This window comes from Brachybacterium zhongshanense, from assembly GCF_055385755.1.
Genome location: NZ_AP043790.1, coordinates 1641683 through 1664892 on the forward strand (window position 1 = coordinate 1641683; position 23210 = coordinate 1664892).

General features: G+C 68.4%; 14 protein-coding genes and 6 tRNA genes. 6 read left to right on the forward strand and 14 right to left on the reverse strand.

Annotated features, from left to right (window positions below; translation table 11 throughout):
• Window positions 1–28 precede the first annotated feature (28 nt).
• From ruvB to thrS, 7 genes are all read right to left on the reverse strand, one after another.
• A complete protein-coding gene (gene ruvB / locus ACZ5AJ_RS07425; RefSeq protein ID WP_464138713.1) occupies window positions 29–1108 on the reverse strand; it encodes a Holliday junction branch migration DNA helicase RuvB in 1080 nt (359 codons plus the stop codon).
• A gap of 17 nt (window positions 1109–1125) precedes the next feature.
• Entirely contained in the window at window positions 1126–1752 is a 627-nt protein-coding gene (gene ruvA, locus ACZ5AJ_RS07430) for a Holliday junction branch migration protein RuvA (RefSeq protein WP_464138432.1), read from the reverse strand.
• 26 nt (window positions 1753–1778) lie between these two features.
• The gene (gene ruvC, locus ACZ5AJ_RS07435; protein ID WP_464138433.1) at window positions 1779–2369 is read right to left on the reverse strand and encodes a crossover junction endodeoxyribonuclease RuvC; all 591 of its coding nucleotides are present in this window, start codon (window positions 2367–2369) and stop codon (window positions 1779–1781) included.
• Window positions 2370–2450: 81 nt separating this feature from the next.
• On the reverse strand, window positions 2451–3209 hold the full coding sequence (locus ACZ5AJ_RS07440; protein WP_464138435.1) for a YebC/PmpR family DNA-binding transcriptional regulator: 759 nt from the start codon (window positions 3207–3209) through the stop codon (window positions 2451–2453).
• A 113-nt stretch (window positions 3210–3322) separates the two neighbouring features.
• Window positions 3323–4678 carry a PrsW family intramembrane metalloprotease gene (locus tag ACZ5AJ_RS07445; RefSeq protein WP_464138436.1) on the reverse strand — a complete coding sequence of 452 codons (1356 nt, stop codon included), beginning with the start codon at window positions 4676–4678 and terminating at the stop codon, window positions 3323–3325.
• A gap of 64 nt (window positions 4679–4742) precedes the next feature.
• Complete coding sequence (locus ACZ5AJ_RS07450) at window positions 4743–5366, reverse strand: HIT family protein (RefSeq protein ID WP_464138715.1); 624 nt, start codon at window positions 5364–5366, stop codon at window positions 4743–4745.
• Window positions 5367–5389: 23 nt separating this feature from the next.
• Window positions 5390–7390 carry a threonine--tRNA ligase gene (gene thrS, locus ACZ5AJ_RS07455; protein WP_464138438.1) on the reverse strand — a complete coding sequence of 667 codons (2001 nt, stop codon included), beginning with the start codon at window positions 7388–7390 and terminating at the stop codon, window positions 5390–5392.
• Between the two features lie 725 nt (window positions 7391–8115).
• Here thrS and ACZ5AJ_RS07460 point away from each other — a divergent pair.
• The gene (locus tag ACZ5AJ_RS07460) at window positions 8116–10011 is read left to right on the forward strand and encodes a BCCT family transporter (RefSeq protein WP_464138440.1); all 1896 of its coding nucleotides are present in this window, start codon (window positions 8116–8118) and stop codon (window positions 10009–10011) included.
• 158 nt (window positions 10012–10169) lie between these two features.
• Here ACZ5AJ_RS07460 and ACZ5AJ_RS07465 read toward each other — a convergent pair whose 3' ends face one another.
• The 6 genes from ACZ5AJ_RS07465 to ACZ5AJ_RS07490 form a co-directional block, all read right to left on the reverse strand.
• Window positions 10170–11300 (reverse strand): hypothetical protein, encoded by a 1131-nt coding sequence (locus ACZ5AJ_RS07465; protein ID WP_464138441.1) that lies wholly within the window; start codon window positions 11298–11300, stop codon window positions 10170–10172.
• Window positions 11301–11361: 61 nt separating this feature from the next.
• Window positions 11362–13374: an alpha-amylase family glycosyl hydrolase gene (locus ACZ5AJ_RS07470; protein WP_464138442.1), complete on the reverse strand. Its 2013-nt coding sequence runs from the start codon at window positions 13372–13374 to the stop codon at window positions 11362–11364.
• Between the two features lie 760 nt (window positions 13375–14134).
• Window positions 14135–14209 (reverse strand) — tRNA-Val (locus tag ACZ5AJ_RS07475).
• 25 nt (window positions 14210–14234) lie between these two features.
• Window positions 14235–14308: transfer RNA gene (locus ACZ5AJ_RS07480), tRNA-Cys, on the reverse strand.
• A gap of 64 nt (window positions 14309–14372) precedes the next feature.
• Window positions 14373–14445 (reverse strand) — tRNA-Gly (locus ACZ5AJ_RS07485).
• A gap of 26 nt (window positions 14446–14471) precedes the next feature.
• Window positions 14472–14543: transfer RNA gene (locus ACZ5AJ_RS07490), tRNA-Val, on the reverse strand.
• A 475-nt stretch (window positions 14544–15018) separates the two neighbouring features.
• On the opposite strand from ACZ5AJ_RS07490, the gene ACZ5AJ_RS07495 reads away from it, so the two are divergent.
• From ACZ5AJ_RS07495 to treZ, 5 genes are all read left to right on the forward strand, one after another.
• Window positions 15019–15094: transfer RNA gene (locus tag ACZ5AJ_RS07495), tRNA-Gly, on the forward strand.
• 26 nt (window positions 15095–15120) lie between these two features.
• Window positions 15121–15192 (forward strand) — tRNA-Val (locus tag ACZ5AJ_RS07500).
• Between the two features lie 233 nt (window positions 15193–15425).
• Window positions 15426–17585, forward strand: a complete 2160-nt coding sequence (gene glgX / locus ACZ5AJ_RS07505) for a glycogen debranching protein GlgX (protein WP_464138444.1) — start codon at window positions 15426–15428, stop codon at window positions 17583–17585.
• 112 nt (window positions 17586–17697) lie between these two features.
• Complete coding sequence (treY, locus tag ACZ5AJ_RS07510; protein ID WP_464138716.1) at window positions 17698–20241, forward strand: malto-oligosyltrehalose synthase; 2544 nt, start codon at window positions 17698–17700, stop codon at window positions 20239–20241.
• Window positions 20238–22070, forward strand: a complete 1833-nt coding sequence (gene treZ, locus ACZ5AJ_RS07515) for a malto-oligosyltrehalose trehalohydrolase (protein WP_464138445.1) — start codon at window positions 20238–20240, stop codon at window positions 22068–22070. Before treY ends, treZ begins: the two co-directional genes overlap by 4 nt.
• Window positions 22071–22143: 73 nt before the next feature.
• Here the strand turns inward: treZ and zapE are convergent, their stop codons facing one another.
• Entirely contained in the window at window positions 22144–23193 is a 1050-nt protein-coding gene (gene zapE / locus ACZ5AJ_RS07520; RefSeq protein WP_464138446.1) for a cell division protein ZapE, read from the reverse strand.
• Window positions 23194–23210: the final 17 nt, after the last annotated feature.

Here is a 23210-nt window from a genome sequence, read left to right on the forward strand (position 1 = left end):
ATGCCTCAGCGCAGCAGGAACGAGCGGATCAGAAGCGCCCCAGCATCGGAGCGATCGAGTCCCCCTCCGGGGCCTCGAGCCCGAGGTGCTCCCATGCGGCAGGGGCTGCCGCCCTACCGCGCGGCGTGCGCAGCAGGAACCCCTCCCTCACCAGATACGGCTCGACCATGGTCTCCACCGTCTCCGTCTCCTCGCCGACCGCGACCGCGAGGGTCGACAATCCCACCGGACCTCCCCCGAAGCGCCGGCACAGGGCGCTGAGGACGGCACGATCCAGACGGTCCAGGCCCCTCTGATCGACCTCGTACACGCGCAGCGCCTCGCGGGCCGCCGCCAGATCGAGCTCGCCGGTCCCCTTGACCTGGGCCCAGTCGCGCACCCGCCGAAGAAGCCTATTGGCGATCCTGGGCGTTCCGCGCGACCGCGAGGCGATCTCTCCGGCCGCCTCATGCGCGATGTCGACGCCGAGCCTCGTCGCGGACCGCTCGACCACCTGATGGAGCTCGTCGGTCCCATAGAAGTCGAGGTGCCCGACGAACCCGAAGCGATCGCGCAGAGGAGCAGGCAGGAGCCCCGCACGGGTGGTCGCTCCGACCACGGTGAAGGGCGGAAGGTCCAGAGGGATCGAGGTCGCGCCGACGCCCTTGCCCACGACCACATCCACCCGGAAGTCCTCCATGGCGATGTAGAGCATCTCCTCAGCCGGACGCGCCAGGCGGTGCACCTCATCGATGAACAGGACCTCCCCCTCCTCGAGCGAGGAGAGGATCGCCGCGAGGTCCCCGGCATGCTGGATGGCAGGCCCCGAGGTGATGCGAAGGGGCGCCCCCAGCTCCGCGGCGACGATCATCGCCAGCGTCGTCTTCCCGAGCCCCGGCGGGCCCGACAGGAGCACATGCTCGGGAGCTCGGCCGCGGGCTGCAGCGGCCTCGAGCACCAGAGAGAGCTGCTCGCGGACGACCCGCTGCCCGACGAACTCGTCCAGTCGGCGCGGTCGCAGCGCCGACTCCGCCGCACGCTCCGGCGGCGCCGAACCCGGATCCGTCAGCGACTCGGTGCGCAGCTCCTCGGTCGTCGGGTCGAGAGGAACGGGCCCCGCATCCTCCATCCCGTCGGGACCGCCGCTCATCGCGCACCGCCCAGTCGGCGCAGCGATTCCCTCAGCAGAGCGGCCGCGTCCGGCGTCACATCACCGGCCTCCTCGTATCCCGCCTGCACAGCGGCGACTGCGGCCCCGGCCGCCTTCTCCGGCCATCCGAGTCCGGTCAGCGCGGCGACGACGTCCGCATCGGCGCCCGAGGACGCTGCGCCGCCTCCCGGCTCCTCGTCGACGCCGCCCAGGGGGGTCTCGGGCGCGGGGAGCCGTCCGGAGAGCTCGAGGATCATGCGACCGGCGACCTTCGGCCCGATGCCGGGCGTGCGGGTGATCGCCTTGGTGTCCTGCTCATGGACTGCGCGACGGAGCTCCTGGGGGCTCAGGACGGCGAGCACGGCCAGCGCCGTGCGGGGGCCTATGCCGGTCACCGACTGCACGATGCGGAAGAGGTCGGTCTCCTCCGGTCGCGGGAAGCCGTACAGCACCATCGAGTCCTCGCGGACGATCAGCTCGGTGTGCAGCGTCAGCTGAGCATCGTGACGGGTGGAGGCGAGCGCCTGCGGAGTGGTGCGGACGAGGTAGCCGACGCCACCGACATCCAGCACGAGGGCGTCCAGGTCGATCCGAGCCACTCGCCCGGTGAGAGATGCGATCACGACACCACCTTAGAACAGCTGTTCGATCAGGAGCGGGAGGTGGAGCGCTCGCGGGCGAGTCGCGCCTTCCGCTCCGCTTCGGCCCATACCGCCTGAGCGCTCGTGCGTGCGCGTCCCTGGCTGTCCAGCTGCACCGGGCCCGTGCCCTTCCACAGCTGGGTCAGTGCGATGGCGACGGCATCGGCGGCATCGGCGGGCTGCGGAGGAGCATCCAGACCCAGCAGTCTCACGAGAACTGTCTGGATCTGCTTCTTGTCGGCCCGGCCGCTCCCGGTCACTGCGGCCTTGACCTCGGACGGCGTATGCAGCGCAACGGGGATGCCCCGCTCCGCTGCCGCCAGGATCGCGACCCCCGACACCTGTGCCGTGCCCATGACGGTGGACATGTTGTTCTGGCTGAAGACGCGTTCCACGGCGACGGCGTCCGGACCGTACCGGTCCATCGCGGCACCGATCCCCTGCGCGATCTCGAGCAGACGCTGATCGATGGTGTCGCGGGCGCCGGAGCGCACGACGGAGGCGGAGACCATCCTCGCGCGCCGTCCGCCGAGCGAGTCCACGACCCCGACTCCGCATCGCGTCAGGCCGGGGTCGATGCCCATCACCCGCAACGTCATGGCGATCCTTCCTGCACCCGGTGAGTCCCCGGATGCCGCGGACCCCGGCTCCTTCAGGAAGCCGGGGTCCGCTGGACGGCGTCAGTCCTCGGACTCGAGCTGCGCCGCCACATCAGCCGGGATGTCCAGGTTGGAGTAGACGTTCTGGACGTCGTCGCTGTCCTCGAGGGCGTCGATCAGCCGAAGGACCTTCTGGGCCCCATCGAGGTCGACAGGAGTGCGGATGTTGGGGACGAACTGCGCCTCGGCGCTGTCGTAGTCGATCCCTGCCTCCTGCAGCGCAGTGCGCACCGCCACGAAGTCCGACGCCTCGGACAGGATCTCGAAGCTCTCGCCCTCGTCGTTGATCTCCTCGGCCCCGGACTCGAGCACCACCTCGAGAAGCGCGTCCTCGGTCAGCTCGCCCTTGGGCACCTCGACGACGCCCTTGCGCTCGAACATGTAGGAGACCGAACCGGAGTCCGCCATGTTGCCGCCGTTCCGGCTGAAGGCCAGGCGCACCTCCGAGACAGCTCGGTTCTTGTTGTCCGTGAGGCACTCCACCAGCAGAGCGACGCCCCCCGGGGCATACCCCTCGTACATGAGGGTCTCGTAGTCGACGCCGCCGCCGTCCAGGCCCCCGCCGCGCTTGACCGCACGATCGATGTTGTCGTTCGGCACCGAGGACTTCTTGGCCTTCTGGATGGCGTCGAAGAGCGTCGGGTTCCCCGCGGGATCAGGACCCCCCACGCGCGCAGCGACCTCGATGTTCTTGATCAGCTTGGCGAAGAGCTTGCCTCGCTTGGCGTCGAGTGCCGCCTTCTTGTGCTTGGTGGTCGCCCACTTGGAATGCCCGGACATCGGTCTCCTCCCGACCTGCTTGCGGTGGATTGCCGCCCCATCATACGGGCTGGGACAGCATGGACCCGCTTCGGTCTGCGGGGAGCGTTCCGCAGTGCTCGTGCCCGCGGAGCTCAGCCGGGGACGACGGGCGAGGTCAGCGCCCCGACCATGCGGCGGCTGGTGGTGATGCGCTCGAGGAGCTGGCGCTCGCGCAGACGGGTCCGCTCGCTCTGCTTCCCGTGGAGCACTCCATGGCGCTCCATCCCCAGCTCGACAGAGGCGAGGATCAGATCCCGCACCCCCATGCGGGCGACTGCCCCGTGCCGTGCCGCCCAGCGCTCTGCACGACGCCTCTCCCGCATCGAGATCAGCATGTCAACCTCCTCGGGCGAGAACCAGCCCGCACGGCCGTAGTCCGAGAGCTGGCGCCGGAGGATCCGCCTCTCCCTCAGTCGCAGGAACAGGACGATGCCGACCAGCAGGAGGAATATCGGCACCTGGACGACGGCGTAGTACTGCAGGAAGCCGGCCAGCGGGCGCTCGGGGTCGACCTCGATGAAGTACGTGGATCCGTTCCACAGCGCGTGCAGCGCCATCCCGAGGGCGAGGCCGCCGATGCCGAGGCCGAAGTACAGCATCAGAGAGCGGCGCTCCGCCGCGATCCCGAGGCCGAGCCCGCAGAGCGCCGTGAAGGAGGCATGGGCGAAAGGAGACAGCAGTCCGCGCAGGAGGAACGTCTGCCAGAAGACCGTGACCTCCCCGGCCGCCTGCGCCTCCTGGAAGGACTGGCCGAAGTAGAGGATGTTCTCGGTGAAGGCGAAGCCGGCCGCGATCAGCACCGCGTAGACCACGCCGTCGATGGGTCCCCCGATGAAGCGACGGCCCCAGCACACCAGGGCGATGAGTCCCAGGGACTTCGTCGTCTCCTCGATCACCGGAGCCTGGACCACGGCGCCGAGGAACGAGGAGACCAGCTCACTGGGGTCCTCGGGCGTGATCCAGGAGGTGAACAGGCCCCCGAAGATGAAGGTGAGGGCGACGGACCCCGCAGCGCCCCAGGTGAACGCGTACACGAGCGTCAGACGGGGCTGCGGGGTGTAGCGGTCGACCCACCACACGGCGCTGAGGACGATCGTCACCGGCACCAGCGCCGCGGTGAAGGCGACCAGGGACGTGCCGACGCCCATCGGCCTGATCACCAGCACGTAGACCGCAGCGCCGACCAGGAGCAGCACCAGGATGGGGATGCCCCACATGAGCCATTGGACCCACGCCCGCCGGCCCCGCACTCTCAGCGGTCCGCTCGGCCCCATGCGGCCGGGTCCGAGCGGATCGGGGCGCTCGATGTCGTACCCGTACCCCGACTGCCGCGGCACGCCGCTCCCGTCGACGGGCAGTCCGACGGAGGCGTCCCAGGCCTCTGCACCGGACGAGCCGGGGGGCGTGCCGGGCTGCGGCGGGCGCGGCGGTGCGGGGATCGTGCTCATCGGTGCGGTCTCCTCACGCCGGGGCGTCGTCTCCAGCCGGCCTCGGCATCGCCGAGGGCGACGGTCATGCTAGCCCAGGGGGCTTCGGCCATGCCTCCCCATACAGCCGACGGGTCTCCGCCAGCATGATGGGCACGGCCTTGGTCCGGCCGACGATCGGCAGGAAGTTCGCATCGCCCAACCAGCGGGGAACCACATGCTGATGCAGGTGCGCTGCGATCCCGGCACCCGCGACCGGTCCCTGGTTCATGCCCAGGTTGAACCCGTCGGGATGGGAGACCTCACGGATCACCCGCATCGCCGTGCGCGTGATCGAGGCGACCTCGCCGACCTCCTCCTCCGTCAGCTCCGTGTAGTCGGCGACGTGCCGGTACGGGCACACCATCAGGTGCCCGGAGTTGTACGGATAGAGGTTCAGGATCGCATAGGCGGTCCTCCCCCGATGCACGATCAGAGCATCCTCGTCGCTGCGGCGAGGGCCCGCGCAGAAGGGGCACTGGTCGCCGTCATGCGGGTCCGCGGGCTTGTTCTCGCCCTCGATGTAGACCATGCGATGCGGTGTCCACAGGCGCTGGATCCCGTCAGGATCGCCGGCGAAGTCGCGGGCATCCTCGAGGGCCGGCCTCCCCGCGGAGCCCGACGCGTCATCGGGGTCCGGAGCGAAGTCGGGCTCCGATGACGCGTCCATGGACGAGGAGTCGCGGGTCCCCGTCACACCTGCACCTTGTCGCGGATCGCGGCGACGATCCGCTCCACCGCCTCGTCCACAGGGATGCCGTTGTCCTGGGACCCGTCTCGCATGCGGAAGGACACCGCGCCCTTCTCCTGGTCCTCGCCGCCGGCGATGAGCAGGTAGGGCACCTTCTCCTTGGTGCGTGTACGGATCTTCTTCTGCATGCGATCGTCGGAGGAGTCGACCTCGACGCGGACGCCTCGTGCCCGCAGCTTCGCAGCGATCTCCTCCAGATAGGGGACGTACTCCCCTGCCACCGGAATGCCGACGACCTGCACCGGCGCCAGCCAAACCGGGAAGGCACCGGCATAGTGCTCGAGCAGCACCCCGAAGAATCGCTCGATGGACCCGAACAGCGCGCGGTGGATCATGACCGGACGCTGACGCGTCCCGTCGGACGCGGTGTACTCCAGCTCGAACAGCTCGGGCTCGAAGAAGTCCAGCTGGATCGTGGAGAGCTGCCAGGTGCGACCGATCGCGTCCTTCGCCTGCACGGAGATCTTGGGGCCGTAGAAGGCGGCGCCGCCCGGATCAGGGACCAGCTCGAGGCCGGAGGCGGTCGCCACCTCCTCGAGGGTGCGGGTCGCCTCCTCCCAGGTCGCATCGTCGCCGACCGACTTCTCGGGATCGCGGGTGGACAGCTCGAGATAGAAGTCGTCCAGGCCGTAGTCGCGCAGCAGATCCAGCACGAAGGTCAGCAGGCTGGCCAGCTCGTCCCGCATCTGCTCACGGGTGGTGTAGATGTGCGCATCGTCCTGCGTGAAGCCGCGGGCCCTGGTCAGGCCGTGCACCACACCGGACTTCTCGTAGCGGTAGACGTGCCCGAACTCGAACAGGCGCAGCGGGAGCTCACGGTACGAGCGGCCGCGGGATCGGTAGACGAGGTTGTGCATCGGGCAGTTCATCGGCTTCAGGTAGTAGTCCTGGCCCTGCCTCGTGACGTTGCCCTCGGCGTCGCGCTCCTCGTCGACGTGCATCGGGGGATACATCCCGTCGGCGTACCAGTCCAGGTGCCGCGACGTCTCGAAGAGGTTCTTCTTCGTGATGTGGGGAGTGGTCACGAACGAGTACCCCGCCTCGACGTGCCGACGGCGGGAGTAGTCCTCCATCTCCATCCGGATCATCGCGCCCTTGGGATGGAACACCGGCAGACCGGAGCCGATCTCATCCGGGAACGAGAACAGGTCCAGCTCGCTCCCGAGCCGGCGATGGTCGCGCCGCTCGGCCTCGGCGATGCGCTCCTGGTATGCGCGCAGCTCGTCCTTGGTGGGCCAGGCGGTCCCGTAGACGCGCTGCAGCATGGGGTTCTTCTCGCTGCCGCGCCAGTAGGCGGCCGCGGAGCGGGTCAGAGCGAATCCGTTGCCGATCAGCCGGGTGCTGGGCAGGTGCGGGCCGCGGCAGAGGTCCGTCCAGACGACCTCGCCCTTCTTGTCCACGTTGTCGTACATCGTGAGCCCGCCCTCGCCGACCTCGACGCTCGCACCCTCGGCGGCATCGGAGGCGCTGGACTTCAGTCCGATCAGCTCGAGCTTGTACGGCTCGGCGGCCTCCTCGGCGCGAGCGGCGTCGTCGGTGATCTCGCGGCGCACGAACCGCTGGCCGGACTTCACGATCCGGCCCATCTCCTTCTCGAGCGCCTTCAGATCCTCCGGGGTGAAGGGCTCGGCCACGTCGAAGTCGTAGTAGAAGCCATCGGTGATCGGAGGACCGATGCCGAGCTTCGCATCCGGGTTGACCTTCTGCACGGCCTGGGCGAGGACGTGCGCGGCGCTGTGGCGCAGGATCGACAGACCGTCCTCGCTGGAGATCTCGATGCCGTCGACCGTCTGTCCGTCAGCCACTGCGGTGTACAGATCCCGCAGCTCCCCGTCGATGCGCAGAGCGATGATCTCGGTGCGGCCCTCGAAGAGCTCAGTCCCCGTCGTCCCCTCCTCGATGCGCTGGGGGGATCCGTCGAGGGTGATGGCTATCTGCGCCACGGGTGCTCCTTCTGGTCTCTGGTCGAGCCGGCCGACGATGCCGGCTCCGCAGGCAATCCTAGCCGCGGCGAGAGCTCCTCCGGCCTCAGGTCGACCCCTGCACCGGCCGCGGTGCTGTCGACGACGGCGTCCTGCTCCGCCGTCGGCCCACCGGCATCGGACTGCACGGAGCCGTCGGAAGCATCCGCGGCGGCTGAGCGGACTCGCCGAGCGGACTCGCCGAGACGACTCTCCGTCGGCGCTGCATCCGGCGGGGCCGCCGACGGGCACGTGCTGCCGGGGGCCTCAACAGGGCGATCGTCCGCCCCGGCGCTCTCCGATGCGGGCCGTGCCGATGGGGCCGTGACGATGCGGGCCGTTCGCAGCAGAGCTCCACCGTGATCTCCTCCACGCGCCAGCACGCTCGGATGCCTGACAGCCCGGTCAGACCGATGCCCCCTTCTTCAAGGACCGGGCGAGGATCCCCCACGCCCTCTCCGACCTGCCTCTTCAGCCATGCGCAAGGGCGCACGGAACCGCCGTCAGCAGGGTCGGCGGCACGTCACCCGGAACCGAGACGACGTGCCGTGTCTCACCGGATCGCCCGTGCTCATGCCCGTGTCGAGCGTCCGCTCATCCGATTGTCGGACATTCCAGCGACTATGGTGCTAAGGCGTCCCGTCCCCCACCCAGGAAGGAGTCCGTCCCGGGAGCCGGAATCGGCGACCAGGTGCGGAAGCACCCCAATGAGTCAAAGCACGAAGGCAACCAAGGAACTGCTCGACGACCTCAAGGCGGCAGAGCCCCGACGCCGCAGACCTCCCCGGCGGGGCACCGACCGCATCGTGTTCGGTGTCGCCGCGACCGTCGCGATCCTCTTCGTGGCCTGGGGGATCATCTCGCCGGAGAACCTCGGCGAGGTCGCCTCCGCCGCTCTGGACGGCGTGATCACGAACTTCGGCTGGCTCTACGTGATCGCCGCGACGGTGTTCACCCTCTTCGTGCTCGTGGTGGCGTTCAGCCGCTTCGGCCGGATCCCGCTCGGCCGCGATGGCGAGGAGCCCCGCTTCAAGACCGCCTCGTGGATCTCCATGATGTTCGCGACCGGCATGGGCATCGGCCTGATCTTCTACGGAGTCGGCGAGCCGCTGTTCTTCTACATGTCGCCCCCGCCGGGAACCGTCGACGGACAGACCCCTGAGGCCATGACCTCTGCGATGGGCACCACGCTCTTCCACTGGACGCTGTACCCGTGGGCGATGTACGCGATCGTCGGCCTGGGCATGGCCTACGGCACCTATCGCCTCGGTCGTGCGCAGCTGTTCTCGGCGATGTTCGCCCCGATCTTCGGCGAGCGCGTCTCCGAGGGCGTCGGCGGACGGATCATCAACATCCTCGCGATCATCGCGACCCTGTTCGGCTCGGCGTGCTCGCTCGGCCTGGGAGCGCTGCAGATCGGCGGCGGCATCGAGTCCACCGGGATCCTCTCCGACGTCGGCTCCCCCGTTCTGGTGCTGATCATCGCCGTCCTGACCGCATGCTTCGTGGCCTCGGCCGTCTCCGGCATCGAGCGAGGCATCCAGTGGCTGTCCAACACCAACATGGTGCTGGCCGTGGTCCTCGCCCTGATCGTCTTCATCGGCGGTCCTACGCTCTTCATCCTCAACGTGATCCCCAACGCCGTCGGCGGCTTCATCGCGGATCTCCCCCAGATGGCCTCCCGTACGGCGGCCGCCGGCGATCAGACCCTCTCGGAGTGGATGGGCACCTGGACCATCTTCTACTGGGCATGGTGGGTCAGCTGGTCGCCGTTCGTCGGCCTCTTCATCGGCCGCATCTCCCGCGGTCGCACCATCCGCCAGTTCGTGGTCGGGGTTCTGCTCGTCCCGTCGATCGTCTCCCTGATCTGGTTCTCCATCTTCGGCGGCGGCGCGATCGGCGTGCAGGAGCGCGCAGAGGCCGCCCAGGACGAGGGCGCGATGCTCTCCCGGATCGTCGACGGCGCACCGGACATCGACTTCGACCTGATCCTGTTCAAGATGCTCGAGAGCCTTCCGGTTCCGGGAGTCGTCACCCTCATCCTGATGGTCCTCGCGGTCATCCTCATCGCGATCTTCTTCGTCACCGGTGCCGACTCCGCCTCGATCGTCATGGGCGGGCTCTCCGAGCGCGGCGCCGAGGATCCCACGAAGAAGTCCGTCGTGTTCTGGGGCGTGGCCACCGGCGCGGTCGCGGCGATCATGCTGCTGGCCGGGGGCGATGAGCCGTCCGAGGCGCTGAACGGTCTGAAGAACATCACGATCGTCTCGTCCCTGCCGTTCGTGGTGGTGATGCTCCTGCTCTGCGTGGCCATCTGGAAGGACCTGTCGAAGGATCCGCTGATGATCCGCAACCGTCTGGCACGGCACGTGCTGGAGGACGCGGTCGAGACCGCCGTCGAGCGGCATGACGGCGAGCCCTTCGAGCTGCGCACGGTCGAGGCCGTGGTGGAGGTCGCTCCGGCGGATGCCGACCGTCACGACTCCGCGCCCATCTCCCAGGGGCGCAGAAGCTCTGCCGACGGCGCATCCCGGACCGGCGACGACTCGGCGTCCGACGTCGAGGCGGAGCCGTCCGGAACCGACGCACCTGATCGTCGCTGATCAGGCTCAGGCTCAGCCTCCGGCACCTGGCCGGAGACGAGGGGAGGGCCCGCGGTCTGCTGACCGCGGGCCCTCCCCTCGTCCGCCCTCCCGTCGGGGCTCGCCAGCCTGTTCCCCGCTGCGAGCAGGAGAGCCCAGGTCGGCTGCCTCGGCTTCGCTCACTCCGCACCGAAGCGGGCCAGCGGCACAGTCATCTCGTCCTCGTCGCTCTTCTCGGCCGATGTCGAGGAGTCCTCGGAGTACGGATCGGTGGCGGCGTCCAGCACCGCAGGGTCCTGGGGCAGCGACCCGATGGCGGACTCTCCGAAGGTCGTCGTGATCATCGCCCCGATGCCCTGGGTCTCGAGGTCCTCCCGGGTGATGCCGAGCGAATCGAGCGGGACCGCCATCTCATAGGTGGTGTCCTGCTCCGGATCGTGCCCCGCTGCGACGAGGTCCTCGTAGAGGTCCTCGTCCAGAAGATCGTCGGGCTCATAGCCGGCGTTGCCGGTGTCGTCGATCCCGATGACCTCCTCGGAGGCCAGGCCGTCGGCGTGCTCCAGCTCGATCCCGGCGTCCTCGAAGGCGAGGACGTTCTCCTCCTCGTAGTCGAAGGCGCCGTCCTCGTTCAGGGAGAACAGTGCGGGCTCGCCGACGCCGGGCTTCGCGGAGAACATGAGCAGGCTGTCCACGCTCTGCGCCGGCGCGTAGGTCGTGCTGATCCCCCAGACGCCCTTCGTCGTGCCGTCGACCAGTCCGTCTCCGACGGCCTCGGGGTCGACGTCCAGGGCGATCGATATCGGGATGTCGCCCGCGTAGGGCTTCCCGTTGTCGCTGATCGGGTAGGTCTGGGACGGATCGACCAGATCGGTCACGTTGGTCATCTGCCACATGAGATAGAGGTTCTCGTCGTCCCACGCCGCGGAGAGCGAGTACAGGTCGTACACGGGACCCTCGTGACTGCCGCGGAAGATCCGCGGATCATCGTTGGCGACGCCCTGCGCGATCACCATGTCCGATGTCCATTCCGCGGCCTCGCCGTCGACGACGATCGCTGCCTCCTGCCCGACCTGCCCCTCGGGGTTGGTCGTGTAGAACGGGCCCTGCTCGGCGGGAGCATCGACGTCCTCGTCATCAGCCGCAGAAGCCTCTGTGCCCTCGGGGTCGGTGCTCTCGATCTCGACGCTCGAGGAGACCTCGTCCGCTGGAGCAGTCGGCGCGTCGGAGGCGGCCTGCGCCGCCGCGAGCATGCAGGTCGAGGTGAGGGTCATGGCCGCCAGCGTCGCCGGCAGCATCCTGAAGGTGCGCATGAGTTGTCCTCTCTGATGGTGGTGCGCCGACGATGGCGGTGCCGTCGACGACGGCGGTCCCTCATCGGAGGTACTCGCCGTCCTCGCCGACCTTCCCGGGAGCAGGGCCGTCCGGGAGGTCGAGCACATAGACGCGCAGATTGCCCTTCCCAGGGGCCGAGATGTCGAGCGTCCCGTCGGTGACGGTCCGCTCATCACCCGTCACGGCATCGACATACGTGCCGTCGGGAATGCCGGTGAAGGACGCCGCGCCCGACACGGTCACCAGCGCGAAGCTGTCGGACGTCTCGGTGGTGTAGCGGCGCTTGAAGGCCATCTCCCCGTCGACCCCCTCGGTGGAGTACTGGCCGGACTGGAGGGCGGGCACCGCCCGACGGATCTGGTTCAGGCGCTGGACGTGCTGGACGAGAGGCTGATCGAGCGTCTCGGCCACCTCGCCGCTGGCGCTGCCCACGGTCCCGAAGCCGGAGGCGGTGACCTCGCCCTCCAGATGATCCCCGTAGTAGGCGCGTCCTGTCTCGGCGAGCGGGCAGCTCGGACCGCAGTCGATCTCCTCCCCAGCCTGGAACTCGATCTCGGAGCCGTAGTAGAGGGTCGGGATTCCGCGGAACGTCCACATCAGCGACATGTTCTCCGCCCACGCGTCAGTGCCGCCGTCATAGCGCGTCGGCGACTTGCCGGGACCGTAGTCGTGGCTGTCCACGTACACCGCGTTGTAAGTGGCATCGTTGACCGAGTCGTCGGAGTCCTTCCCGTTCGAGAAGGCATTGGAGGCCGTCTCGAAGTTCATGTGCATGCGCATGTCGATGATGTTCATCCCGGAGAACTTCGTGCGATCGGGCTCGTGATACTCGTTGCCGTCGAGGAACGCGTTGTCGCTGGTGGGCTGGTTCTCCGGCCCTTGAGCCTGCTCGTACTCGTACATCTCTGCTGCGGCCTCGGCGTCGTCGGCGCTGTACTCCTTCCGCTCCTTCCAGGTGAAGAACTGTGCGGAGTGGTTGACGGACCCCCGGTTCCACTTGTCGTTGACGAAGGCGGCGACCTCCCCGAAGACGTAGAAGTCCTCCGCCTTCTCCTCTCCGTACTTCTCGACCAGCTTGTCGTGGATCGCTGGGAGGAAGTGACGGTTCCAGGTGGTGCGCGGGATGTGCACAGCGGTGTCGATGCGGAATCCGTCGACCCCCATGTCGATGTACTTGTTGTAGGCCTCGATCAGGTACTCCTGCACCTCGGCGTTCTCGGTGTTGAAGTCGGCGAGGTCCTCATGGATCCAGCAGCTGCGCGCGTCCTCGCCCTCCCAGTTGCCGATCCAGCACTGGTGATAGAGGTCGGAGGGGAACATGCCGGACGTCGGACTCGGCCACTGGCACTCGTAGGTCGTCCTGCCCTCGGAGTCCGTGCCCATCGGTTCGCCCCAGTTCTCGCAGGTGCTGTCGGCAGGCTGCTCCGTCGACCATCGGTCGCCGTTGTAGGGATTGCCGTCGGCATCCTCCTCGAGCGGGTCGTACTCCTCGCCCTCCACCGGATCGTCGTAGTAATCCTCCCAGTCCTCGTCCTGGACGCCGTACGCGGTCGGTGTGAAGAGGCCTTCGGCACCCCATCGGGAGCTGTGGTTGTACACGACGTCCTGGTAGATCTTGATCCCCTTGGCGTGCGCCTGGTCGATGAGCTCCTGGTAGGAGACGCCATCGGTCTCCAGGCGGGGGTCGATCTCGTAGAAGTCGTAGCCGTGATATCCGTGGTAGTCGTAGTCGGAGCGGTTCAGGACGACAGGGGTGATCCAGATGGCCGAGAATCCTAGCGCCTTGATGTAGTCGAGGTTGTCTGCGAGGCCCTCGAAATCACCGCGGAACATGGGGTCGTCATTTGCGGCATTTCCGGAGGAGGCATGCTGGTTCCCACCCCGATTGTTGCTGGAGTCGCCGTCGGCGAAGCGGGCGGTCATGACGAAGTAGATGGAGTCCGCGCGCGGATCCCCACCGAGCATCGTGGCGGACTTCGTCGAGGTTCCTGCTCCACCGGCTTCGTCGGCCCGGGCCCCCTCGATCATCGGCGCCAGCAGCCCTAGCAGCATGACCAGTACGATCGGAGCGAGCCGGAGGTCTCGGGCTGCCGTCCTCGCGCCGGAGGCGACGATCGGACGTCCCGCGGAGCGCAGGCGCGATGGAAGGTCGGGAGAGTGCGGCATCGTTCATCCTCAGCGTCATCGGGAGGTGCAGGATCGTCCCGCAGACGACCCGGGAGAATCATTCAAAAAGCTGCAAGTGCTTTCGTGATCTCGCTGAAGAACCGTAGGCACCACCCTTGCCGACGTCAACCCCGAACGTCGGAAGACCGTCACGGACGCCCCCACCACAGGAGGTCACAACGATATTTCAATCTTTGAGATTCCTCTTGCGCAGGAATGCAAGACTTGTCGCGCGCGTCCATTCCCAGCGGCGTCCGGATCACCCGATTCGCACCCCGGGAGAACTCGCCCGCCTCACCCCTGAGCCGATGAGCCCCCACGCACACCCACCAGGGGGCAGTGTCCGTCTGTCGCCGTTTGAGCGGCGTTCAAGCGACGACAGACGGACACTGCTCCAGCTGGACCACGAGCTTGGACCCGACGCCACCGTTCTCGAACGGATGCTGCTCTACGACGGCAGACATCCCCGGATGCGCACCGACCCGCCGACGAACCTCAGGACGGGCCGCTGCAGTGACACGATCCGGCCGGCGATGCCTATCGCCCACGAAGGTCGCCGGACATGAAGAGAGCGGCCCTCGGGCCGCTCCTGGCATCCGGCTCTCATGCCGGACAGCATCTTCTCCCCCTCGACGAGGGATGAATCTGGTGGGCGATACTGGGTTCGAACCAGTGACCTCTTCCGTGTCAGGGAAGCGCGCTACCACTGCGCCAATCGCCCGGGCCGCCGATCCATGGATCCGCGGTGGAGGTGGGTACGGGATTCGAACCCGTGTACACGGCTTTGCAGGCCGTTGCCTCGCCTCTCGGCCAACCCACCGGAGATGCTTCCGCATCATACGAGACGGCGCATCCGACGTATGTCGAGTGCGCCGTCTCCCGGGAGCGGACGACGGGACTCGAACCCGCGACCCTCACCTTGGCAAGGTGATGCTCTACCAACTGAGCCACGTCCGCGAAGGAAGGAGCTGCAGCTCCGACCGTGGGCGATACTGGGATCGAACCAGTGACCTCTTCCGTGTGAAGGAAGCGCGCTACCACTACGCCAATCGCCCTCTTGACTTGCTTGCCCGCCCTCTCGGTCGGACCTGAAGAAGCTTACATGAGCCGATGAGCGCTTGTCGCCATCCATGGTGTGACCTACATCTTCTCGCGCGCGACGGCGCGCCTCATGGAGCAGGATCGGCAGATCGCCTAGTCCGTCGCCGGCCCGCCTCGACGCCCACAGGCCACCCGGGCTCAAGCCCGACTCCGACACCACCCCACCCCGACACCCGCCCACCCGGACATCGACCCACCCGGACATCGACTCAGCGCGGCACCGGCCCGCCCCGACGCCCGACCGCTCCGACTTCCGGCCGCCCGGCCGTGCTGGGCATCCGGAGCGACGGGCTCGCCGACCCCCGGGATCTTCGTCGACGCACCGCTTGACCAGTAGATCGGCCCGTGACCTGCACCACCACGGAGCCTCTCGATTTGCGCGGACCCTCGAAGCCCCCTAGAGTTACTTCTCGTCGGCACAGCCGATATGCGGACGTGGCTCAGTTGGTAGAGCATCACCTTGCCAAGGTGAGGGTCGCGGGTTCGAGTCCCGTCGTCCGCTCCATCCCTCCCCCGCGCCTCCTGGCGCATGGGCGATTGGCGCAGTGGTAGCGCGCTTCCCTGACACGGAAGAGGTCACTGGTTCGAACCCAGTATCGCCCACCCGAGAAGGAGCCCCGGTCGATGACCGGGGCTCCTTCGCTTCGTCTCGGGCCGTCGCAGGTCGTCCCGCCGCCACCTGTCTCGTACCACCGCACTGCTCATCGGATGCCTCGGGCGTCGTGGCCGTCTCGGCTGTCTCGGCCGTCTCGGCTGTCTCGGGCGACTCGGGGTGCTGGGACGCGGCGGTGACGTCGGACCGATACCTGCGCAGCGAGCACCGCTACCCTGACCCTATGCAGATCTGGCCCGGTCAGTCATATCCCCTCGGCGCCACCTTCGACGGCTCGGGGACGAACTTCGCACTCTTCTCCGAGGTGGCGGAGCGCGTGGAGCTGTGCCTCGTCGACGACGACGGTGCAGAGCGCCGCGTCGAGGTCACGGAGGTCGACGCGTACGTCTGGCACGTGTATCTCCCGTCGGTCCAGCCCGGCCAGCGCTATGGCTTCCGCGTGCACGGTCCGTACGATCCCGCGTCGGGCCATCGCTGCGATCCGTCGAAGCTGCTGCTGGACCCCTATGCCAAGGCGATCTCGGGGATGGCGACGAACCATCCGTCGCTGTACAGCTACGAGTTCGGGGACACCGCCGCCCGCAACACCGAGGACTCTGCCGCCCACACGATGCACTCCGTCGTCGTATCCCCGTACTTCGACTGGGGCAATGACCATCGCCCCCGACGGGAGTACCACGAGACCGTCATCTATGAGGCCCATGTCAAAGGGCTCACGATGCTGCACCCGGACATCGACGAGAGCATCCGCGGCACGTATGTCGCCATGGGGCACCCGGCGATCATCGAGCACCTGAAGGAGCTCGGCATCACCGCCGTGGAGCTGATGCCCGTCCACCAGTTCGTCCAGGACGGGCATCTGCTGGACAAGGGCCTGCGCAACTACTGGGGCTACAACACCATCGGCTTCTTCGCCCCGCACAACGAGTACTCCTATGCGGGCGATCGCGGCCAGCAGGTGCAGGAGTTCAAGCAGATGGTCAAGAACCTGCATGAGGCGGACATCGAGGTCATCCTCGATGTGGTCTACAACCACACTGCCGAGGGCAACCATCTCGGCCCCACCCTCTGCTTCCGGGGGATCGACAACGCCTCCTACTACCGTCTCGTCGACGACGATCGTGCCCACTACTACGACACCACGGGCACCGGGAACTCCCTGCTGATGCGCACCCCTCACGTCCTGCAGCTGATCATGGACTCGCTGCGCTACTGGGTGACCGAGATGCATGTGGACGGGTTCCGCTTCGATCTCGCCTCGACCCTCGCCCGGGAGCTGCACGAGGTGGATCGGCTCTCGGCATTCTTCGACATCATCCAGCAGGACCCGATCATCTCCCAGGTCAAGCTGATCGCCGAGCCCTGGGATCTCGGCGAGGGCGGTTACCAGGTCGGAGGGTTCCCGCCGCTGTGGTCCGAGTGGAACGGTCGGTTCCGAGACACCGTCCGCGACTTCCATCGCTCTCAGCCCGGCGTCCTCGGCGACTTCTCCTCCCGGCTCGCGGGCAGCTCAGATCTGTACCAGTCCACAGGTCGTACGCCGATAGCCTCGATCAACTTCGTCACCGCGCATGACGGGTTCACCCTCCTGGATCTCGTGTCCTACGACGAGCGCCACAACGAGGACAACGGGGAGGGCGGCACCGATGGGGAGAGCCACAACCGGTCTTGGAACTCCGGCGCCGAGGGGATGACCGACGATCCCGGCGTGCTCGCGATCCGCCAGAGGCGGGCGAAGAACCTTCTGGCCACGCTGATGCTCAGCCAGGGCGTCCCGATGCTCCTGCATGGCGACGAGATGGGCCGCTCCCAGGGCGGGAACAACAACTCCTACTGCCAGGACAACGAGATCTCCTGGGTGGACTGGGAGCTGGACGCGGAGCAGCAGGACATGCTCAGCTTCGCGCGACGGATGATCGCGCTGCGGCGCGATCATCCGATCTTCCGCCGTCGGCGCTTCCTCCAGGGCGTCGATCCGTCCGCCGGGGACGACGCACCGGCGGATGTGCGGTGGCTGAGCACCAACGGCGAACCCATGACGCGGGAGGAGTGGGCGCAGCCGATCACCAAGTGCCTGACGGTGCACCTCGACGGCAGCGCCATCCCCGAGCCGGACCTGCGTGGTCGTCGGATCGTCGACGATTCCGCCCTGGTGCTGTTCAACGGGTCCGGCAACGATGTCGACTTCGCTCTTCCCGGCCCCGAGCATGGTGAGGCCTGGACGGTGATCGTCGGCACCGGCGACACTCTCGAGGTCGGCAGCGAGCTTCCCGCCGGGGCGGTCATCAGACGGCCGTCGTTCTCGATGCTGGTGCTCATGCGCCATGCCGAGGAGGCGGAGGGCGCGGACTCAGGACAGGCCGAGCAGCCTCGACGCGCCTGACGGGACCCACCGGGCGCTTCCCGACCCCGGGAGCCTCCGCAGCGACGGGCCACGGGCCCGAGGAAGAGGAGATCCAGTGACTGACGAACAGAGCTCCCTGACCACGGGGACGATGTCCCTCCCGATGATCCGGTCGGTGCCCTCCTCCACCTACCGCCTCCAGCTGCACGCCGGGTTCACGGCCGACGACGCCGCGGACCTCGTGCCGTATCTCGCGCGTCTGGGCGTCGGCCATGTGTTCTGCTCTCCCGTCCTGCAGGCCGCTCCGGGCTCCATGCACGGGTACGACGTCGTCGACCACTCGCGGATCAGCACGGAGATCGGTGGGGAAGGGGCACTGCGCCGTCTGGCCGACACCGCTCACCACCACGGCATGGGCGTGGTGGTCGACGTCGTCCCCAACCACATGGCGATCCCGACGCCGATCTGGCACAACCACGCCCTGTGGTCCGTGCTGCGGGACGGGCCCGACTCCCCCTACGCCGACTGGTTCGACCTCGATCCGGCCTCCCAGAGGATCCTGGTGCCGGTGCTGGGGCGTCCGATCGGAGCAGTCCTCGCCGATGAGGAGATCGTCGTGGGCACCGCCGAGGTGCCGCAGGCCGACGGCACGGTGCGCGAGGAGCGCGTCGTGCGCTACTACGACCACGCGCTGCCGGTCGCCGCCGGGACGGAGCATCTGGGACTCGTCGATCTCCTCGATCGGCAGTGGTACCGCGTGGCCTACTGGAAGGTCGCGGACGACGAGCTGAACTACCGTCGCTTCTTCGACGTCGACACGCTCGCGGCGGTGCGGGTCGAGCTGCCGGAGGTGTTCGACGCCACGCATGCGACCCTCCTGCGGCTCCATGCGGAAGGGGTGATCGACGGCTTCCGGATCGACCATCCGGACGGACTCGCCGACCCGCGCGGCTATCTGCGGGATCTCGATCGTGCCAGCGGTGGCGCATGGACGGTGGTCGAGAAGATCCTCGAGGACGACGAGACCCTGCCCGGCGACATGCCCTGCGCAGGGACCACCGGCTACGACGCCCTATGGCGGGTGGGAGGACTGTTCCACGACCCGCGCGGGGCACTGGGGCTCACGCATCTGTGGCAGCGGATGACCGGTGACCTGCGCCCCTTCGAGGACGTGGCCGCGCAGTCCACGGACCTCGTGGTCTCCACCAGCCTCTGGGCGGAGGTCGAGCGTCTGACAGGACTCGTGCATCGCATCTGCCAGGAGGACATCCGGCTGCGCGATACGACCCGGCGACTGATCCAGCGGGCTCTGGTGGCGCTTCTGGCGTCCATGGATCGCTATCGCGCGTACATCGTGCCGGGGAGCCCGGCACCGGGGTCGGAGCGGACCGTGATCGAGCAGGCCGCGCGGCGCGCAGCACGTCGGCTGGGTGAGGACGAGGATCAGCTCGCCGCGCTCGACGTGGTCGTCGCCCTCGTGTGCGGAGACGAGGTCGGCAGCGCAGGACGCACCTCCTCCGCCGAACGGGCCGAGGTCATCGTGCGCTTCGCCCAGACCTGCGGGCCGGTCCATGCCAAGGCGCTCGAGGACACCGCCTTCTACCGCTTCCCCCGCTTCCTCCCGGTCACCGAGGTGGGCTCGGATCCGGATCGCATCGGGGTCGAGCCCGACGACCTCCACGACCATGCGGCGCGCATGGTCCGCACCTGGCCCGACGGCATGACCACGCTCTCCACGCATGACACCAAGCGCAGCGAGGACGTCCGCGCCCGGCTCGCCGTCATCTCCGAGGAGCCGGAGGAGTGGACCCGCACGGTGCACGAGCTCGAGCAGGCGACCGAGGGCGACCGCGGAGACAGGGTCGACGGGGCTGTCCGCCTGCTGCTGTGGCAGGTCCTCGCCGGATGCTGGGATCTCCCCGGCACCGACATCCAGCGCATCGGGACGGAGCGCCTCGACGCCTATCTCACCAAGGCGATGCGGGAGGCGAAGACCAGCACGTCCTGGACGGACCCCGATCCGGAGTACGAGCGGCAGGTGCTCGCGCTCGGCCGTGCCGCGCTCGCCTCACCGCGGGTGGATGCGCTCCTCCAGGACTGGACCCGGCGGACGCTGCCCGGTCAGCGCACCGCGATCCTCGGTCAGAAGCTCGTGCAGCTGACCATGACGGGTGTACCCGACGTCTACCAGGGCAACGAGAGCGTGGATCTCTCCCTGGTCGATCCCGACAACCGCCGTCCCGTCGACCATGCCGCGCATGCGGCCCGGCTCGCGCGCATGATCGACGGGGCAGGTCCCGACGGCATCGCCGACGAGAAGCTCTGGCTCACGCATCGTGCTCTCGGCCTGCGGCGCGATCGTCCGGAGCTGTTCAGCGGCCGCGGAGCCGGGTACCGTCCGCTCCCCACGACCACCGGTCACGCGGTGGCCTTCGGACGCAGCGCCGACGGCGGCCCGGTCGAGGCGGTATCCGTGGTGACCCGTCTGCATCGCTCTCTGATGCAGCGAGGCGGCTGGGGGGAGGCCTTCCTCGCCCTGCCGCCGGGACGCTGGCGCGATCTCCTCACCGGTCGCGAGGTGGAGGGCGGCCAGGTCCTCCTCGCCGAGCTGCTCGAGAGCTGGCCCACCGCCCTGCTGCTGCGGACGGATGAGCGGACGGCCGTCGATGCAGGTGCGACGGGAGCGGGACGATGAGCCTGCCTCCCCGGGTCCCGGCCGCGGGGGCACGTCGCATCGATCGCTTCGAGATCTGGGCGCCGTCCGCGCTCAGCGCGGAGATCCGCCTGGATGGGCGGATCCTGACGATGAGCCGTGAGGACGACGGATGGTTCGTCCTCCCGGGGATCCGCATGGAGCAGGGCTCCCGGTACGCCTATCGCCTGGACGGCACGGGACCGTGGATCCCTGATCCGCGCTCGCTGTCCCAGCCCGACGGCGTCCATGCGGACAGCGAGGTCGTGGACCTCGAGACCCTCGTCGGGCGGAGCGCACGGGGAGCCGATGGTGAGCCGGCAGCCGGTCCGTGCTGGCGCGGCGGTGCCTCCGGTCTGCACGGGGCCGTCCTGTACGAGCTCCACGTGGGCACCTTCGCTCCTGGCGCCGACGGCAGCACCGGGACCCTCGACACCGCGATCGACCGCCTCGACGAGCTGGTCGATCTCGGCGTCGACGCCGTCGAGCTGATGCCGATCGCGGCCTTCCCCGGCGAGCGCGGATGGGGTTACGACGGGGTGGACCTGTACGCCGTGCACGAGGCCTACGGCGGCGTGGCGGCTCTCGTCCGCTTCGTCCGCGCCGCGCATGAGCGAGGACTCGCTGTGGTCCTCGATCTGGTGCTGAACCATCTGGGCCCCTCCGGGAACTATCTGGGGATGCTGGGGCCCTATTTCACTGATCGGCACTCCACACCGTGGGGTCAGGCGGTGAACCTCGACCAGGAGGGGAGCATCGGGGTGAGGGCGTTCCTGCTGGGCGCGGCTCGCCAATGGCTCGTGGACCTCGGTCTCGACGGTCTGCGTCTGGACGCCGTGCACGAGCTGCACGACGACTCCGAGGTCCATCTCCTTGCGGAGCTCGCCGAGTCCGTCCAGCAGTGGGAGCGCGAGTGCGGACGTCCGATGACGCTGATCGCCGAGTCGGACCGCAACGATCCGCGCACGGTGACACCGATCGCCTCCGGTGGCCTCGGGATGGACATGCAGTGGGCCGACGACGTCCATCACGGGGTGCATGCCTGGCTCACCGGAGAGCGTCAGGGGTACTACTCCGACTTCGGCAGCTCGGAGTCGCTGGCGACGATCCTCGAAAGGATGTTCCTGCACGCCGGGACATTCTCGAGCTTCCGCGGTCGGGTCTGGGGCGCGCCCGTGGATCCCTCCTCGACGGATTACGACGGGCACTCCTTCGTCACCTTCCTGCAGGACCACGACCAGGTCGGCAACCGCGCCAGAGGGGATCGGATCCACCACGGCCTGTCCTCCGGACTCCACGCGATCGGCGCCGCGCTGGTGCTGCTGGGTCCGGGCACGCCGATGCTCTTCCACGGGGAGGAGTGGGCGGCGAGCACCTCGTTCGCCTACTTCACGGATCACGACGACGAGCTGGGCCCCCTGGTCAGCGCAGGCCGGGCCGAGGAGTTCGCACGGATGGGATGGGAGGGCGAGGTCCCGGATCCGCAGGCGCGCTCCACCTTCGAGGCATCCATGCTGCGGTGGGAGGAGCGGGACGATCCTGCGCATGCACGGATGCTCGCCTGGTATCGGGAGCTGCTGACGCTGCGTCGTCAGATCCCCGATCTCGCCTCCGGGGACCTGGGCGCGACGAGCGTCGAGATCGTGAGCGCCGACACGGTGCTGATGCGACGAGGCGCGGTGGAGGTGATCGCGCATCGCGGTGAGGGCCCCGCCGCATCTCCCCACGGAGAGACCGCTGCCGATGCCGTCGTCCTGGCCTCGAGCCTCAGGACGCTCGGCCGCGGTGAGCTGAGCGGAGGTCCGGGCGTCCTGGTGATCCAGCGGACGTGACGGGGCATGGCGGGATGGAGCGGGACAGGACGGGACGGAGCGGGACAGGTCGTGATGCGGAGCGGCTGAGCGGTCAGCCCACGGCTCGAGCCGCGTCGCCCGAGATCATCGCCGCTCCGTCGTGCGCGAGGGAGGCCAGCCGGGAGAGCGCCCGGAAGTACTTCTTGCGGTAGCCGCTGCGCAGCAGCTCCTCGGCGAACAGCTCCTCGATGGTGGCTGCGCCGTCGGCCGCGGAAGGGAGCACCGGCACCTCGCGGTCGTAGAGCCGATCCACGAGCACGACGAAGCGCAGTGCGTCGTGATGGTGGGAGATGCCGCGCACGTCGGTGATGTGCGCGGCGGTGACGTCGTCGATCAGGGCGCCGTAGCGGGACGGGTGGACCGATGACAGATGAGAGAGGAGAGGTTCGAAGCCATCCAGTGTCGCTCCCGCCTGGGCGGAGGCGTGGCGGGCGACGACTCCCCTGGCGAGTGCAGCGATCTCGGTGATGCCGTCACGACGCCGGTAGTCCTCACCGTCGATGCGCAGCACCTCGAAACGCTCCGACATGGTCTGGATCTCGCGCAGGAAGTCCTGGGCGGCGAACCGGCCCTCCCCGAGCGCCTCGGGCAGGGTGTTGGAGGTCGCGGCCACCGCGACGCCCCGATCCGACAGCTCGCGGATCAGCCGGGTCATCAGCAGCGTGTCCCCGGGATCGTCGAGCTCGAACTCGTCGATGCAGACGAGCACGGACTCCCCCAGCAGGTCCACCGCCCTCTGGAAGCCGAGCGCCCCCACCAGATCCGTGTACTCCACGAACGTGCCATAGACCCTCTGGCCGTCGACCGCGTGGAACAGCGAGGTGAGCAGGTGCGTCTTGCCGACTCCGAAGCCGCCGTCGAGATAGATGCCCTGGGCGGTGGCCGTCCTTCTCCTCAGGCGCGAGAGCCAGCCGCCCGAGGGACGGCCGAGGGCTGACGCGAACTGCGCGATGCGATCCTTCGCCTCCTGCTGCGAGGGATGGTCGGGGTCCGGCACATAGTTCTCCAGACGTGCCCCGGAGAAGCGCGGCGGCGGCACCAGGTCCGCGAGCAGCCGCTCCAGGGTGGGTTCCGGACGGCGGTCGGCAAGCGCTTCAGTCACGCACGCCAGTGTAGGCG